General features: G+C 41.8%; 13 protein-coding genes and 1 pseudogene. 10 read left to right on the top strand and 4 right to left on the bottom strand.

Features of this window, described 5'->3' with window-relative positions:
- Positions 1-516 precede the first annotated feature (516 nt).
- The 7 genes and pseudogenes from carB to nblB all read left to right on the top strand — a co-directional run bounded on the left by carB (position 517) and on the right by nblB (position 8,604).
- Positions 517-3,798 carry a carbamoyl-phosphate synthase large subunit gene (carB, locus tag ACMX3D_RS12720; protein ID WP_482751764.1) on the top strand — a complete coding sequence of 1,094 codons (3,282 nt, stop codon included), beginning with the start codon at positions 517-519 and terminating at the stop codon, positions 3,796-3,798.
- 757 nt (positions 3,799-4,555) lie between these two features.
- Positions 4,556-5,512, top strand: a complete 957-nt coding sequence (locus ACMX3D_RS12715) for an RNA polymerase sigma factor, RpoD/SigA family (RefSeq protein WP_482752332.1) — start codon at positions 4,556-4,558, stop codon at positions 5,510-5,512.
- Positions 5,513-5,732: 220 nt separating this feature from the next.
- Positions 5,733-6,080: a DUF760 domain-containing protein gene (locus ACMX3D_RS12710; protein WP_482751763.1), complete on the top strand. Its 348-nt coding sequence runs from the start codon at positions 5,733-5,735 to the stop codon at positions 6,078-6,080.
- A 470-nt stretch (positions 6,081-6,550) separates the two neighbouring features.
- Complete coding sequence (mutT, locus tag ACMX3D_RS12705) at positions 6,551-6,982, top strand: 8-oxo-dGTP diphosphatase MutT (protein ID WP_482751762.1); 432 nt, start codon at positions 6,551-6,553, stop codon at positions 6,980-6,982.
- Positions 6,983-7,023: 41 nt separating this feature from the next.
- Positions 7,024-7,146 (top strand): annotated as a pseudogene (locus ACMX3D_RS12700) (DUF4058 family protein); the annotation flags it as partial.
- 214 nt (positions 7,147-7,360) lie between these two features.
- Entirely contained in the window at positions 7,361-7,819 is a 459-nt protein-coding gene (locus ACMX3D_RS12695; protein ID WP_482751761.1) for a CBS domain-containing protein, read from the top strand.
- A 119-nt stretch (positions 7,820-7,938) separates the two neighbouring features.
- Positions 7,939-8,604, top strand: a complete 666-nt coding sequence (gene nblB, locus ACMX3D_RS12690) for a phycobilisome degradation protein NblB (protein WP_482751760.1) — start codon at positions 7,939-7,941, stop codon at positions 8,602-8,604.
- Positions 8,605-8,747: 143 nt separating this feature from the next.
- On the opposite strand, the gene ACMX3D_RS12685 is transcribed toward nblB, so the two are convergent.
- Entirely contained in the window at positions 8,748-10,886 is a 2,139-nt protein-coding gene (locus ACMX3D_RS12685) for a protein kinase domain-containing protein (protein WP_482751759.1), read from the bottom strand.
- A gap of 346 nt (positions 10,887-11,232) precedes the next feature.
- On the opposite strand from ACMX3D_RS12685, the gene ACMX3D_RS12680 reads away from it, so the two are divergent.
- Together ACMX3D_RS12680 and ACMX3D_RS12675 are read left to right on the top strand one after the other, a co-directional pair.
- The gene (locus tag ACMX3D_RS12680) at positions 11,233-11,391 is read left to right on the top strand and encodes a DUF6888 family protein (RefSeq protein ID WP_482751758.1); all 159 of its coding nucleotides are present in this window, start codon (positions 11,233-11,235) and stop codon (positions 11,389-11,391) included.
- Entirely contained in the window at positions 11,375-11,620 is a 246-nt protein-coding gene (locus ACMX3D_RS12675; protein ID WP_482751757.1) for a DUF6887 family protein, read from the top strand. Before ACMX3D_RS12680 ends, ACMX3D_RS12675 begins: the two co-directional genes overlap by 17 nt.
- A 90-nt stretch (positions 11,621-11,710) precedes the next feature.
- Here the strand turns inward: ACMX3D_RS12675 and ACMX3D_RS12670 are convergent, their stop codons facing one another.
- The 3 genes from ACMX3D_RS12670 to rpaB form a co-directional block, all read right to left on the bottom strand.
- Positions 11,711-12,229, bottom strand: a complete 519-nt coding sequence (locus tag ACMX3D_RS12670; protein ID WP_482751756.1) for a DUF456 domain-containing protein — start codon at positions 12,227-12,229, stop codon at positions 11,711-11,713.
- Between the two features lie 16 nt (positions 12,230-12,245).
- Positions 12,246-12,902 (bottom strand): cofactor assembly of complex C subunit B, encoded by a 657-nt coding sequence (locus ACMX3D_RS12665; protein ID WP_482751755.1) that lies wholly within the window; start codon positions 12,900-12,902, stop codon positions 12,246-12,248.
- Positions 12,903-13,017: 115 nt separating this feature from the next.
- Positions 13,018-13,746: a response regulator transcription factor RpaB gene (gene rpaB, locus ACMX3D_RS12660; protein ID WP_010997963.1), complete on the bottom strand. Its 729-nt coding sequence runs from the start codon at positions 13,744-13,746 to the stop codon at positions 13,018-13,020.
- 176 nt (positions 13,747-13,922) lie between these two features.
- On the opposite strand from rpaB, the gene radA reads away from it, so the two are divergent.
- A complete protein-coding gene (radA, locus tag ACMX3D_RS12655) occupies positions 13,923-15,488 on the top strand; it encodes a DNA repair protein RadA (protein ID WP_482751754.1) in 1,566 nt (521 codons plus the stop codon).
- Positions 15,489-15,497 lie beyond the last annotated feature (9 nt).

The following is a 15,497-nucleotide window of genomic DNA, read 5'->3' as shown; positions in this document are numbered from 1 at the left end:
AAAAAATGACAGAGAAGCTAATTCTTTCTCTGTCATTTTTTATTTAAATACACAAAAAATAACAAGCTGAAATAATTGCTATTTACTGATATTAAAAATTATTAGCAATTAAGTAGATGAGAAATATTTTTGTTTAAAACATGTTTTTTATATTCCTCAGCAGGAATACAAGCTTGCCACTTATATCTAATAATTAGAATTATGAATAGCTTAAATAAAAATTTATCTCAGATATTGAATAATTTATTTTTTGCGAATTAGTTAAAACTCTGCTCACAAAAAAGTTGAGATATTGAGTCAGTAAACAAGAGTAAAGAGCATGAGATAGTAAAAGATATATATTCGTCAATAGTCCTTTTTTTGCTTGACTGTTGACTGTTGACGGTTAACTCTGTGTATTCCTTTTGCCGTTCTGCTGCGATCGCACTTGGAAAAATTCATAATAGACAACATGAGTGAGGGCAAAGACCCTTAAAATAATCAGGATTTGTATTTTCTTACTCCAACCCAAAGACTATGCCCCGCCGTCAAGACCTCCGAAAAATACTGCTGTTAGGATCTGGCCCAATTGTGATTGGGCAAGCTTGTGAGTTTGACTACTCTGGAACCCAAGCCTGTAAAGCGTTACGAGAAGAAGGCTATGAAGTTGTGCTGGTGAATTCTAACCCAGCAACGATTATGACTGACCCAGAAACGGCCGATCGCACTTATATTGAACCGTTAACACCAGAGTTAGTCGAAAAAGTTATCGCTAAAGAACGCCCAGATGCTTTACTCCCAACAATGGGAGGACAAACCGCCCTCAATATCGCCGTTACCCTCGCCAAAAACGGTGTTCTAGATCAATATAATGTGGAATTAATTGGTGCAAAGTTAGCAGCGATCGAAAAAGCGGAAGACCGCAAATTATTTAACGAAGCGATGGCCAAGATAGGCGTGCAGGTTTGTCCTAGTGGTACAGCTTCATCTTTAGACGAAGCCAAAGCGATCGCCCGTAAAATTGGTACTTATCCTTTAATTATCCGGCCTGCCTTCACCTTGGGCGGTACTGGTGGCGGTATAGCTTACAACCAAGAAGAATTTGAAGAAATGGCGCAGGTAGGGATTGATGCTAGTCCCGTTTCCCAAATTCTTATCGACCAATCTCTCCTCGGTTGGAAAGAATACGAACTGGAAGTCATGCGTGACCTAGCAGATAACGTTGTGATTATCTGTTCCATCGAAAACCTCGACCCGATGGGTATCCACACAGGCGACTCCATTACCGTTGCACCCGCCCAAACCCTTACCGACAAGGAATATCAGCGGTTGCGGGATATGTCAATTAAAATTATCCGCGAGATTGGTGTAGAAACTGGTGGTTCTAATATTCAGTTTGCTGTCAGTCCCGTGACTGGGGATGTAGTAGTCATTGAAATGAATCCCCGTGTTTCCCGCAGTTCGGCTTTAGCTTCTAAAGCTACAGGGTTCCCCATTGCCAAAATGGCGGCGAAATTAGCTGTAGGCTACACCTTGGATGAAATTAATAACGATATCACCAAGAAAACCCCCGCATCCTTTGAACCGACCATTGACTATGTAGTTACCAAAATTCCCCGCTTCGCTTTTGAAAAATTCCCCGGTTCCGAACCAGTGCTGACTACTCAAATGAAGTCAGTAGGGGAAGCGATGGCGATGGGACGCACATTTAACGAATCCTTCCAAAAAGCATTGCGTTCTTTAGAAACTGGACGCGCTGGTTGGGGTTGCGACAAAGCCGAAAAATTACCTAGTGGTGAACAAATCCGCGCCTTATTACGGACACCCAATCCTGAGCGCATTTTTGCTGTGCGTCATGCAATGCAACTAGGGCTAACAAATGAAGAAATCTACGAACTGACAGGGATTGACCCTTGGTTCCTCGATAAAATGCAGCAATTGTTGGAAACAGAAAAATTCCTCAAGCGCACACCTTTAAAACAGTTGACAAAAGAACAACTATATGTAGTAAAACGGGAAGGATATAGCGATCGCCAAATTGCTTTTGCTACCAAAACCACAGAAGATGAAGTTAGGGCATACCGTAAAGAATTAGGAGTTGTGCCAGTTTACAAAACTGTAGACACCTGTGCGGCTGAGTTTGAAGCGTTTACTCCCTATTACTATTCCACCTACGAAGAAGAAACAGAAGTTTTACCCACCGATAAACCCAAGGTAATGATTTTGGGTGGTGGCCCCAACCGCATCGGTCAAGGCATTGAATTTGACTATTGTTGCTGTCATGCTGCTTACGCTTTAAAAGCAGCAGGCTATGAAACCATCATGGTCAATTCCAACCCAGAGACAGTTTCTACAGACTACGATACTAGCGATCGCCTCTACTTTGAGCCATTAACTAAAGAAGATGTTCTCAACATCATCGAAGCCGAGAACCCAGTAGGAATCATCGTCCAGTTCGGTGGACAAACCCCATTAAAGTTAGCACTTCCTCTCCAGCAAGCACTCAGCACTCATAACTCAACACTCAGCACTCAGCACTCAGCACTCAGCACTCGCATTTGGGGTACATCACCCGATTCTATCGACACCGCCGAAGACCGGGAACGGTTTGAGCAGATTCTGAAACAGTTAAATATTGCTCAACCACCTAATGGTATTGCGCGGAGTTATGAAGATGCGCTGATTGTTGCTAAACGCATTGGTTATCCAGTTGTGGTGCGTCCTAGCTATGTATTAGGTGGACGCGCAATGGAAATTGTCTACTCCGATACAGAACTGGAACGCTACATGACCTTTGCGGTGCAAGTAGAACCAGAACATCCAATTTTAATTGACAAGTTCTTAGAGAATGCGATCGAAGTTGATGTAGATGCGATCGCTGATCATACCGGACGGGTCGTGATTGGCGGCATCATGGAACACATCGAACAAGCAGGTATCCACTCTGGAGACTCTGCTTGCTCTTTACCATCAATTTCTCTTCCACCAGCAGTTCTCAATCAAATCCGCACTTGGACTGTGCAACTGGCGCAAGCGCTTTCAGTTGTCGGGTTAATGAATATTCAGTTTGCTGTTGTGGGTGTCGGTACTTATTCTCCCCAAGTCTACATTCTCGAAGCTAACCCCCGCGCTTCTCGGACTGTACCTTTTGTTTCTAAAGCTACAGGCGTACCTCTAGCGAAGCTGGCATCCTTAATTATGTCGGGTAAAACTCTTGAGGAATTAGGCTTTACTGAGGAAGTTATACCTTCTCATATTGCTGTGAAAGAAGCAGTTTTACCGTTTAATAAATTCCCTGGTACAGATACAATACTAGGGCCAGAGATGCGCTCTACTGGTGAGGTGATGGGCATTGATAGTGACTTTGGTCGCGCCTTTGCTAAGGCAGAATTAGCTGCTGGTGAGCGTTTACCCCTGAATGGTACTGTATTTGTGTCGATGAGCGATCGCGACAAAGCAGCAGCAGTTCCTGTGGTGAAGGAATTTATTGACTTAGGCTTTACAGTCATGGCAACTTTTGGCACACGCCAAGTACTTCAGGAACAAGGGTTAAATGTTGAGTTGGTGCTGAAACTCCATGAAGGTCGTCCCCACGTCCTCGATGCGATTAAAAACCAGAAGATTCAACTGATTATTAATACACCTTCTGGTGAAGAAGCTCAGACTGATGCTAGGCTCATCCGCCGTACAGCTTTAGCTTACAAAATCCCCATTATTACTACTATCGCTGGCGCTAAAGCTACCGTTGCTGCTATCCGTTCCCTACAAAATACTACTTTGGACGTAAAAGGCATCCAAGATTATTGCATAAAGCGTTAGTCGTAACTTTGCCCGGCGTGGCACTGAATTTGACTGGAGTATGAGGGGTTGGGAGAAAGTATAAAGATTTGGCTTGTCTCCTACCCTTTTTTTATGAATCTGCTTTAAGCAGTATTTACAAGGAAAATTAAGTAATTATTATAGAAGAAACATTATGGTTTCTATTGAGATATTTTAACAAATATGAGTAAAGTTTTTTCTCTCTAAGAAGATTTATTACTTAACTAGAGCGATCGCTCCTAACAATCTAAAGTAAATATACTTATGTCAAACGCTTTATTAATCAGAGTTTCAGCCCAAGCACCATAGCAAAAATCAGCAAATGACTTTTCTATACCCATTAACCAAAGTCTACAGTTCTCATGATTGCCGGATAAGCAACAAAGGTTTATTAACCACTGTAGTCAGCTTATCACAACCATTCTTAAATCCAATCATCTTCAAGCTGTGGGGCTTTTCAATATTTCTCAGAAATGTTACAATTGTTAATAAAGCTTAAAGAGAAAAGGTGTTGTCCTAGCTACCTTTATCTAACCGTAGATACTTGTACAAACTCAGAAAAAACTGTAACTTCTAGCAGTTAAGAGTCTAATTTTTGATTAATAAAAGCAACCGACACCAACGGGCGCGTAAATCGTAAACAACAGCATAAGTTCCCTGTCAGACTGGGCAGCACCTTCAACAAACATCTATTTATTAGTTATCTACTAGTTGAATGACTCAAGCAATCAACCCAACATCACCAATGAGCAGCGCCATGAAGACCGCTCCGACAGCTACAGACCTCGTGCGGACTTATCTGCGTGAGATCGGCCGTGTCCCACTGTTAACCCATGAAGAAGAAATTCGTTATGGCAAACAGGTGCAGCGTTCAACCGCTTTACAAGAACTCAGAGAATCCTTAGCTAGTCAGTTGGGACGCGAGCCGACTTTAGAAGAGTGGGCAAAAGAGTCGAAACTAGACATAGCCGAGTTAAACGAAGCGATCGCCGAGGGTGAAATTGCTAAACGTAGAATGGTTGAAGCCAATTTACGCTTAGTGGTATCTGTAGCGAAGAAATACATCAAGCGCAACGTTGACTTACTTGACCTAATCCAAGAAGGTAGCATTGGGATGCAGCGGGGTGTAGAAAAATTTGACCCCACCAAAGGATATCGTTTTTCTACCTATGCTTACTGGTGGATTCGGCAAGCAATTACGCGGGCGATCGCCGAAAAAGCTCGTACTATTCGCCTGCCTATTCATATCACCGAAAAACTCAATAAAATCAAAAAAGCCCAGCGTCAGCTATCGCAAAAACTTGGACGCGCCCCCTCTGTAGGAGAATTAGCGCAAGAACTAGACTTAACTCCCAAGCAAGTGCGAGAGTATCTCGAAAAAGCCCGTTTACCCCTTTCCTTAGATCTACGCTTGGGAGATAACTACGACACCGAACTCGGAGAAATGTTGGAAGATCCAGGCGCTTCTCCCGAAGAGTTTGTTATGCAAACTTCTCTTTCATCTGATTTAGAACGAGTCATGGAAGAACTCACCCCGCAGCAGCGAGAAGTAATTACTTTGCGCTTTGGGTTAATTGATGGTCAAGCTCTCACCCTTGCCAGAATCGGTGAAATCTTAAATATCAGCCGGGAACGAGTTCGCCAAATCGAACGCGAAGCCTTAAACAAACTCCGCAAATCCAAAGCTGCAATGAATGAGTATTTGGCAAGTTAGTCAATGGTCAAGAGCTATGGACTATAGACTTTGGACGATTGACTATCAGTCGAGAAAATACTCTGGTTTTGGTACGGTTACACCGACTTCCAAGTGAGAATGTGCCTGTTAAATTATTTAACAGGAACACCAAAGAGGCAGCTAAGTTAAATATATAACAGGCACTTATTATCTCAGTTGCAAACATAGCAGCCAGCAATGGTAGTACAGGAGGTAAAACGTGAGTAACCAATCTAATCGAGTCTCAGAATTTTTTAACAGCGACGCATCAGAAACCAGCAACGTGCTGTGGCAATATCTTAAATCTCTCAGTCCTGAAACAGTTAGCCAATTATCAAAACCAACATCTCCCGAAGTCTTCCAAGTGATGGAACGCAACATTGTTGGTTTGTTAGGCAACTTACCACCCGAACACTTTAATATGACCATTACCACCAGCCGGGAAAGTCTTGGTCGTTTACTTGCTTCCGCAATGATTAGTGGTTATTTCCTGCGTAATGCTGAACAACGCATGGACTTTGAAATGGCATTACAAGGTACAGAAACCAACAATCCAGAAATTGAATAGTGATGGCAAATTTGCCTTCAAAATCTAAAATTGTTGAGTTTATCTTCAGCCATAGCTAAGGTATCTAACTCAAAAACTGGTCTCGTGCGGAATTCTTACAACCTACCTGCTCTAAATTTCAAATCCCAGCCATGCGTTAGCGACATCCTCCATACAGCTACTAATCGTTAACGCAGTTAGGATTTTATTAGTGAAGCAAGGAATATGATTAATCAATAGCATTTAAAGCATATAGCTGTAGCCAGATATGTTATGACATTGTTAACTGCTCAAAGGCTAGATAAAACTGGATTTATACTCAGCACTTTTAACTCAGCACTCAGCGCTTTGCTATAACTTGAGACTTTGAGCAACATCTGCGACAATATTCGATAAATTAAAAGTAATTTTGACTATCAATACATAAACTCGGCAGACACAAAATTAGCCTGCCGAGTTTTTTAATCAGCCATCTATCATTCCTATAAACTATGACTGAAATTACTTCTATTCCACATAAAATTATTGGTGTCGCCGTAATTTGGAACGACCAGCAGCAAATTTTAATTGACCGCCGTCGTCCACAAGGTGCGATGGGTGGTTTGTGGGAATTCCCTGGTGGCAAAATTGAGCCAGGGGAAACAATTGAAGAATGTATCCGCCGGGAAATAGCCGAAGAACTGGGTATAGAAATTGCAGTCAAAGAACATCTCATAACCATTGACCATACTTATACCCATTTACGCGTTACTTTAACCGTGCATCACTGTCACCTGATAGCAGGTATCCCTCAACCCCTAGAATGTGATGAAGTTCTCTGGGTAAGCTTAGATGAACTCGAAAATTACACTTTTCCCGAAGCAAACAGTCAAATTATCACCGCCTTGAAAAATTCTGAGTACAGAGTGCTTAGTGCTGAGTAAAGCCGTCTTTTAACTTTTGACTTTTTCCTTTTTCCTTACTTATGCCTTCTCCATTTCCTGGGATGAATCCCTATTTAGAGCATCCAGCACTATGGTCTGGTATTCATCATCGCGTAATAACTGCGATCGCTAACGATTCAGCTCCACAAATTCGACCAAAATATATTGATTACACTTGTGACCCCATACCCGCACTATCAGCCACAGATACAGCTTGGCTGAATAATTGTTGCATCAACAAGGTTTAAGGTGAGATGGACAATAACAAAGGACAAATGACGATTGTTCACAAGTAACAATCTATTAACTCAATTCCGTTCATCCCGGCAATTTTCTACAATAAGCGCAGGGACTGTAAATAATGGTGTCAGCAAGCAAATGTCTAAAACTGTTGCCGACGTAATGAGCCGCGACCCGATTGTTGTTCGGCCGGAAACTCCTCTGAAGGAAGCCATTCAGATTTTGGCAGAGAAACGCATCAGTGGGCTACCTGTGGTGGATGATGTCGGTAAATTGGTGGGGATTATCTCAGAAACTGATTTGATGTGGCAAGAAACTGGTGTGACTCCACCTGCTTACATCATGTTTTTGGATAGTGTGATCTATTTAAAAAATCCTGCTACTTACGAGCGTGATTTACACAAAGCTTTGGGGCAAATAGTTGGGGAAGTTATGAGTAAAAATCCCGTAACTATTTCTCCCAACAAAACATTAAAAGAAGCAGCACAAATGATGCACGATCGCAATGTGCATCGCTTACCTGTATTAGATAGTGAAGGTCAAGTAGTTGGCATCCTGACCCGTGGTGATGTAATTCGGGCAATGGCAGCAAGTTAATAGTAATCAAGAGTCAAGAGTCATTTGTAAATAGTTAAGAGTATCTTGACTATTGACTATGGACATTTGACTATTGACTATGGACATTTTTAAAACATCTTTGAAATTAGGATAATTAAATGAGTATTACTCCTGAGTCTGTAAGACAAATGCTCAGTTCTGAGGATTTGGGCGATCGCTTGCGTGCGGTAAATAATATTCGTGAATTAGATCCTGCCGTAGGTTTGGAACTAGTGCAAATTGCAATGGGCGATAAGAACTCAAGAGTTCGGTACTCAGCTGTGAGTCAAATGGATACACTCGGTACACAGGATTTGCAATTATCTTTGGATATTTTACGCGATCGCTTGCTCAATGACCCCGAAGCTGATGTACAAGCCGCCGCCGCAGACTGTTTAGGAGCGCTGAAACTACACGATGCTTTTGTAGACTTAGAGCAGCTTTACCACTCTACTGGTGAGTGGTTAGTTCAATTCAGCATTATCGCTACTTTAGGAGAATTGGGAGATCCGCGTTCTTTTGACTTACTCAAAGAAGCACTTTCATCAGAAAATGAATTAGTGCAAACGGCTGCTATTAGTTCTTTTGGAGACTTAGGAAATACTGAAGCGATTCCTTTATTAGCTCCATACTCTACCAATCCCGACTGGCAAATGCGCTATCGAGTTGTCCAAGCTTTAGCGCGTTTAGGTGGCGCAGAAGCTAAATCAATATTAGAAAGTCTAGTAAATGATGAAGTCGAAGCAGTCGCCACAGAAGCGCAGAAATCGTTGGAGACTGTTTAGTTATTAGCGGATCGCACCTTGAATTAATAATGGTGCGATCACTTTACAACATAACTCTATATTATTGAGTTTATGTTGCCATTGTTCAATTCCCTACTTCTACTTGGTTCAACCGTCTTGACTTTAGCGTAGGTCAATCATGGCTACGGTAACCACCAAATTTTGATGGTGTTGTCCATATTGCCACTGGCAAGAGTTTTGCCATCTCGGCTGATGGCAACGGAATTAACCCCGTAATCATCTTCAAGGGTGAGGATTTCCTCTCCCGTTGTGAGATTCCACACTTTAATGGTTTTGTCGCGGCTACCACTGACAAGGGTTTTGCCATCTTGACGAAAAACGACAGAATTAACTTGGGCTTTATGACCTTCTAGGATTTTGATGAGCTTTCCTGTTGCGATATCCCACAGTTTGATGGTTGTATCATTACTACCACTAGCAAGAATTTTGCCATCTGGACTAAAAGCGACGGAACGAACTGATTTTGAATGACCTGGGAGGGTAAGGATTTCCTTTCCTGTTGCAATGTCCCACAGTTTGATGTGGTTGATATTGGAGTTTCTGTCACCACTACCACTGCTAAGAATTTTACCATCTGGACTAAAAGCGACGGAACGAACTGATTCTGAATGACCTGGGAGGGTAAGGATTTCCTTTCCTGTTACGATATCCCACAGTTTAATGTTGGAGTTTTTGTTATCACTAGCACTAGCAAGAATTTTGCCATCTGGACTAAAAGCGACGGAACGAACTGATTCTGAATGACCTGGGAGGGTAAGGATTTCCTTTCCTGTTACGATATCCCACAGTTTGATGTTGGAGTTTTTGTCCTCACTACCACTGGCAAGAATTTTGCCATCTGGACTAAAAGCGACGGAACGAACTGATTCTGAATGACCTGGGAGGGTAAGGATTTCCTTTCCTGTTACGATATCCCACAGTTTAATGTTGGAGTTTTTGTTACCACTACTACAGGCAAGAATCTTGCCATCTTGGCTGATGGCAACGGGACTAGGCAAATTGTAATTGGAATAACCTTTGAGGACATTTTCTAAGAAGAGTTTGCTTGCTTTACTAGCTAATTCACTAACATTTGCAATTATCGGACTAGGTGGAAAAAAGCGATCGCGAAAATAACCATATATTTGAATTCCCACTAAGGTAATAGCAACACCCAGCAGTAATTTTGTTGCCAACTTACCATATTGTCTAGATGGCTGTGGTGATACTTTTGAATTTCCTGATGGCTCCTCCAATATACCTGTTAGAGGTGCTTGAGCTTTAGAAGGTAGGGCAGGAGGCGCTGATGGTGGATATAAAATTGGGTGTGGATTTACTGGTAATTGTGTTGTTGGTAAGTCTGCAAAGTCTGGCTGGATTTTGGTTATAGAAGGTTTTGGTGGTGGATTTAAATCTTGTAATAATTCCTCCACCGACTCATAACGTTGATGAGATTCTTCTTGCAATAATTTATCTAGCATTTGCCCAAATTCTTGACTCACCTCTTGCGGCAAATGCTTTCTCCAACTAGCAACCCAACCATAACCTTGTCGTTTCCATAACTCCCAAGGGTGAATTCCACTCAACAGATGAAAGCAAGTTGCACCAACACTGTATAAATCACTGGCTGGGTAAGCTTCACCACCCTGCATTTGTTCCATTGGTGCATAACCGAAAGAACCAATGTTAGTTCCGCCTTGTGTTATTACCGTTGCTGTAAGTTGTTTGGATGCACCAAAGTCAATCAGTACTAACTTGCCACTATTGTGGCGAATAATATTCTCTGGCTTAATATCACGGTGAATGACTTTGTGTTGATGAACTGTTTTGAGAATATCTAACAAATCCAGTAAGAGTTCTCTAACTTTCTCTTCAGTGAAATGTCTTTGCTGTTGTAATTCCTTTAATAAATTCTGTCCTTCAATAAATTCCTGTACCAAGTAAAGACGTTTATCTTCATTAAAATACGCTAACAGTGTAGGAATTTGGGGATGTTTACCTAACTGTTGCAGTCGCTTTGCTTCTTGTTCAAATAGTTCTGTGGCTTTTTTGAGTGCGCCTGTTCCCTGGACTTGCGGTGCAAATTGCTTGATGACACAACGCTCGTTGAGTTTGTCAATATCTTCTGCCAGATAGGTTTTACCAAATCCCCCGCCACCTATTAATTCAATTGGACGATAGCGGTTTCTCAAAGTGATTAACAACCCACCACAGTTAGAGCAGTGCATTACGTCATCGGGATTGGGTGGGTTATGGCAAGCCGGATCTAGGCAGCAGGTCATGACTGTAATTTTACTGGCAAGTAAATTTATTATTGCTGAAATACATCCTACTTTAGATATAAACCGCAAAAGAATTTACAAAAACTTTATGGTCGGTTAAGACAAGTCAAGCCATTATCCGGCTTGTTCACTGTTGGGTAACGCTTTGCTATACACACTGGCGCTTATACTGTAAATTTCTGCAAAATCTCTATCAGTGAATTCCGATATAACGAATGTATTCGCAAAAACAGCAAATGCGATCGCTTGACTTTTAAGACAGTCGCTACTTGCAGGACTTATGATGATTTATGCCACAATTCAGGAACAGACTATAAATCCTACCAACGAATAAGCACAAGCCTGTGTGCGTGTCTGCCAAATGTTATCAAACAGCTATCGCAGCATAGAGTTATTCCGCTTTGACGATCAAACCAGAATAGTGTTTATTTTCGTCAATGAGGAAATTCAAATCATTGTACCCCCTGATGGAAACTGGAGGTTTTTCAATGCGACCGAATTTTGAAGCTATGACTACTAAGGAATTGATAGCTTACGCACTTGCACATCGGGAGGATGTAGAGCCTTTACGCGTATTATACAGTCGCCGCACTTCTGACTCGGAAGCTACATGGTACGGGCCAATGTTTGCTGAAGATGGTACACCAATTGGAGAAAATATTCGGATAGCGGAAGAAGCAATCAAGCAACGTATTGAGCAAGCAGAGAAAAGAAAGCAAGATTATCAAAGTTAAGCTTTACTTTTCTGAATTTACAGCAGATTTAGGATAAAAAGAAAGTCTCAACGCTGTTAACTGTCTCCTGTCCCCTACTGTAAGTGAAAGCTATCCACCATATACTTGCGGCCAAGTTGTGACCAGAAAAACTGCAACGGCTGCAACTGCTAACAAACCTTGAATTAAATTCCCGACTAATGTACCGACGACAATTCCAATACCTGCTTTTATTGCTGGCCATAATTCTCGACGGTAAATAAATTCTCCAATAATTGCTCCTAATAACGGCCCGAATAACATTCCGAGTAACGGCCCGCCAAAAGGTAAAGCTGGTAATAATCCTAATATTCCTAAAACTAACCCGACAACTGCACCAATTTGTCCCCATTTACTAGCACCTGCTTGTTTTGCTCCTATGTAACTAGCTAAAAAATCAACTCCCACACTTAAAAGCAAAACAATTACTGTTACTATTAACGGTATTTTTATCGCTGTAAAAGAACCGCTAACAAATCCCCAAATAATAATGGCAGTTAAAATTAAACTACTGCCAGGAATTGCAGGCACTACAGCACCAATAATTCCTACTACCATTAAGGCAACAAGTAACCAATAAATAACTTGCATAATTCTTAATTATTAATTATTCAGCTTCAACTCCTAATTTTTGGAGAGTTACAGCTAATTTATCAGCTATACCAGCAATCCAATTTTCATCTTGTTTGGTATAGCTGCGAGGCGCATTTGCTCCTAAAATCATCGCTCCTTGATCTCCAATTGGTTGACAAATTACCCCTTGAGTATTTTCGGGTAAATAATCAAATTCAATTCTGCCAGGATATACATTTAAAGCAACTAAATAAACTGGTTGTTGTTTTTCGAGAACACGTTTTAAGATTGGCCCTGGTACTACTTCAGATTTAGTACCCAGAATACCGCGACGTAACAAAACTTTGCCTTGATATACAACTACCAGCGATCGCGTGACTGTATTAGTTAATATCAAATGAGATGCCCAGGCTAGTTCTGTCTTCACGGCTTCTGGTAAATTATCTGCCAGCACAAAACCTTCTTCACCAATCAGTTCGACCGCATCAGGCGATCGCGGCTGTACTTGTTGCCAAATTAAACCCGTTAAAATTAACACAGCACTCAAAATTACACCCAACACATCGCCACGCGATTGGGATTCTGTAAGTTCTGGTGTTAATACACGGTTTATCAGCAAAAGTATAGCGCCTAACCCACCAACAACTATGGGTAAACGGCGCAGAACTCGATTGGGATCAGGTTTAGTCATCTTTCTAAATTCTGAAGTCTAAAGTCTGAAGTCTGAAAAATATAGTACAGAACAAGGAATAGGCTTGAAACTCTTCAAATTTCATACTTCATACTTCACACTTCATACTTTTTCCTTACTCTTCTCCAGGTTCAATTATGCGTTGAAACAGATACCCTGTACCACGTGCAGTCAGGATTAGTTCTGGGTTACTGGGATCGTCTTCTAATTTTGCCCGTAACCGAGATATATGCACATCTACCACTCGTGTATCTACATGGCGTTCTGGGGTGTATCCCCAAACTTCCTGCAAAATTTCCGAACGAGAAAAAGCTTCACCAGAACGGCTGACTAGCAATTCTAGTAAACTAAATTCCATTCCTGTCAAGCGAATGCGCTCATCGCCTTTGTAAACTTGCCGTTTGTTGGTATCGATTTTAATATTCCCTACGTGAATTACTCCAGAACTGGGAATTCCCGAAGCACCTGTTTTATCTACGCGGCGTAATACTGAGCGAATTCGCGCTTCTAGCTCTTTGGGCGAGAATGGTTTAACTACGTAGTCATCAGCACCTAATTCTAACCCAGTGATGCGATCGGCAACATCACCCAAGGCTGTTAGCATAATAATAGGGACATCTGATTCCTTGCGTAATTCTTGACACACGCCATAGCCATCTAGCTTTGGCATCATCACATCTAAAACGACTAGATCAGGATCAGATTTGCGAAAAGTGTCCAACGCTTCTTCACCGTCGCCAGCAGTTACAACATCGTAGCCAATCATCGAAAGGCGCGTTTCTAAAATCCGGCGAATGCTGGCTTCATCGTCTACCACCAGAATTTTTTCTTTATGACTTTCCAAGTTTCTCAACGCTCCTTAACTAAAATTTTTCATGATTAATTTTTAATACCATAATATTAAGATATCATTCCCACAATTGATTTGAAAAATGCCGTAGAACCCACTTTTCTTTGACTTTAGATTTTTGTAAGAATTAAGAAAAAATTAAGAATAATTAACTTAATTAAGATTTAAGAATGCCTAAGCCGAAAACCTTTTACATTTGTAACGAATGTGGTGCAGAATCTCCCCAATGGTTTGGTAGATGTCCTAATTGCGGAACCTACAATTCTTTAGAAGAACAAATTGCGATTCAATCTTCTGTGGATGTACCCACAAGAGGAGGAGTCAGCAGTTGGCATAAAGAGCAAAATAATGGTAAATCCAATAATAAACCAGCAAAACCACGAGCTTCGCTGACATTTGATCAAATTAGCGATCGCCAAGTTACTCGTTGGGAATCTGGCTATGGAGAATTAGATCGAGTTTTGGGTGGTGGTGTTGTTCCCGGTTCAATGGTATTAATCGGTGGTGATCCGGGAATTGGTAAATCGACATTATTGCTGCAAGTATCTAATCAATTGGCGCAGAGATACCGCATTCTCTACGTTTCTGGCGAAGAATCAGGACAACAAGTAAAATTGCGAGCTTTGCGCTTGGGTGTCTCCAAACCTATGAACGTGGTTAGCAATGGTAATGGCAAAAAAGCTGAAGCCGATGCAGACACAGAAGTTACCGAAGTATCTGCTAATACAGAAGAAACAGAAGCAGAAGCGTCAGAAGGTACAAGCGCAGATTTGTATGTTTTGCCAGAAACAGATTTAGAAGAAATTCTGCGGGAAATGGATTCCCTCAGACCGAATGTAGCGATTATTGATAGTATTCAAACCGTGTTTTTTCCAGCGCTGACATCTGCGCCTGGTTCGGTAGCCCAGGTGAGGGAGTGTACCGCAGCCTTAATGAAAGTGGCAAAGCACGAAGACATCACAATGTTAATTGTCGGACACGTCACTAAAGAAGGTGCGATCGCCGGGCCGAAAGTTTTAGAACACTTAGTAGATACAGTATTGTATTTTGAAGGCGATCGCTTTGCCTCCCACCGCTTATTAAGAACAGTCAAAAACCGTTTTGGGGCAACCCACGAAATCGGCATCTTTGAAATGGTGGAACATGGATTGCGAGAAGTTCCTAACCCTTCAGAGTTATTTTTAGGTAATCGTGATGATCCTGCACCAGGTACAGCTATCGTTGTGGCTTGCGAAGGTACACGCCCGATTGTGGTTGAGTTGCAAGCATTGGTTAGTCCTACGAGTTATCCCTCACCGCGACGCGCAGGCACAGGTATAGATTATAACCGCCTTGTACAGATTCTCGCTGTCTTAGAAAAGCGCGTCGGAATTCCGATGTCCAAACTAGATTCTTACGTGGCTTCGGCTGGCGGGTTAAATGTTGGAGAACCTGCGGTTGATTTAGGCATAGCTATTGCCATTGTCGCTAGTTTCCGCGATCGCATTGTCGATCCAGGTACAGTATTGATTGGGGAAGTTGGATTAGGGGGACAAGTGCGATCAGTTTCCCAGATGGAACTGCGATTAAAAGAAGCTGCTAAATTGGGATTTAAACGAGCGATCGTCCCAAAAGGTCAAAAATTTCCCGACTATAATATTGAGATTTTACCAGTCTCTAAAGTTATCGATGCAATTATCGCCGCCATCCCCCATCACACTCTAGAAGAAAGCGATTTAGATCCAGACGACGAATAAGTATAGTTT

Source organism: Anabaena sp. TISTR 8404 (genome assembly GCF_056847745.1).
The sequence above is the reverse complement of the archived record's forward strand: the minus strand, read 5'-3'. Positions and strand labels throughout refer to the sequence as shown.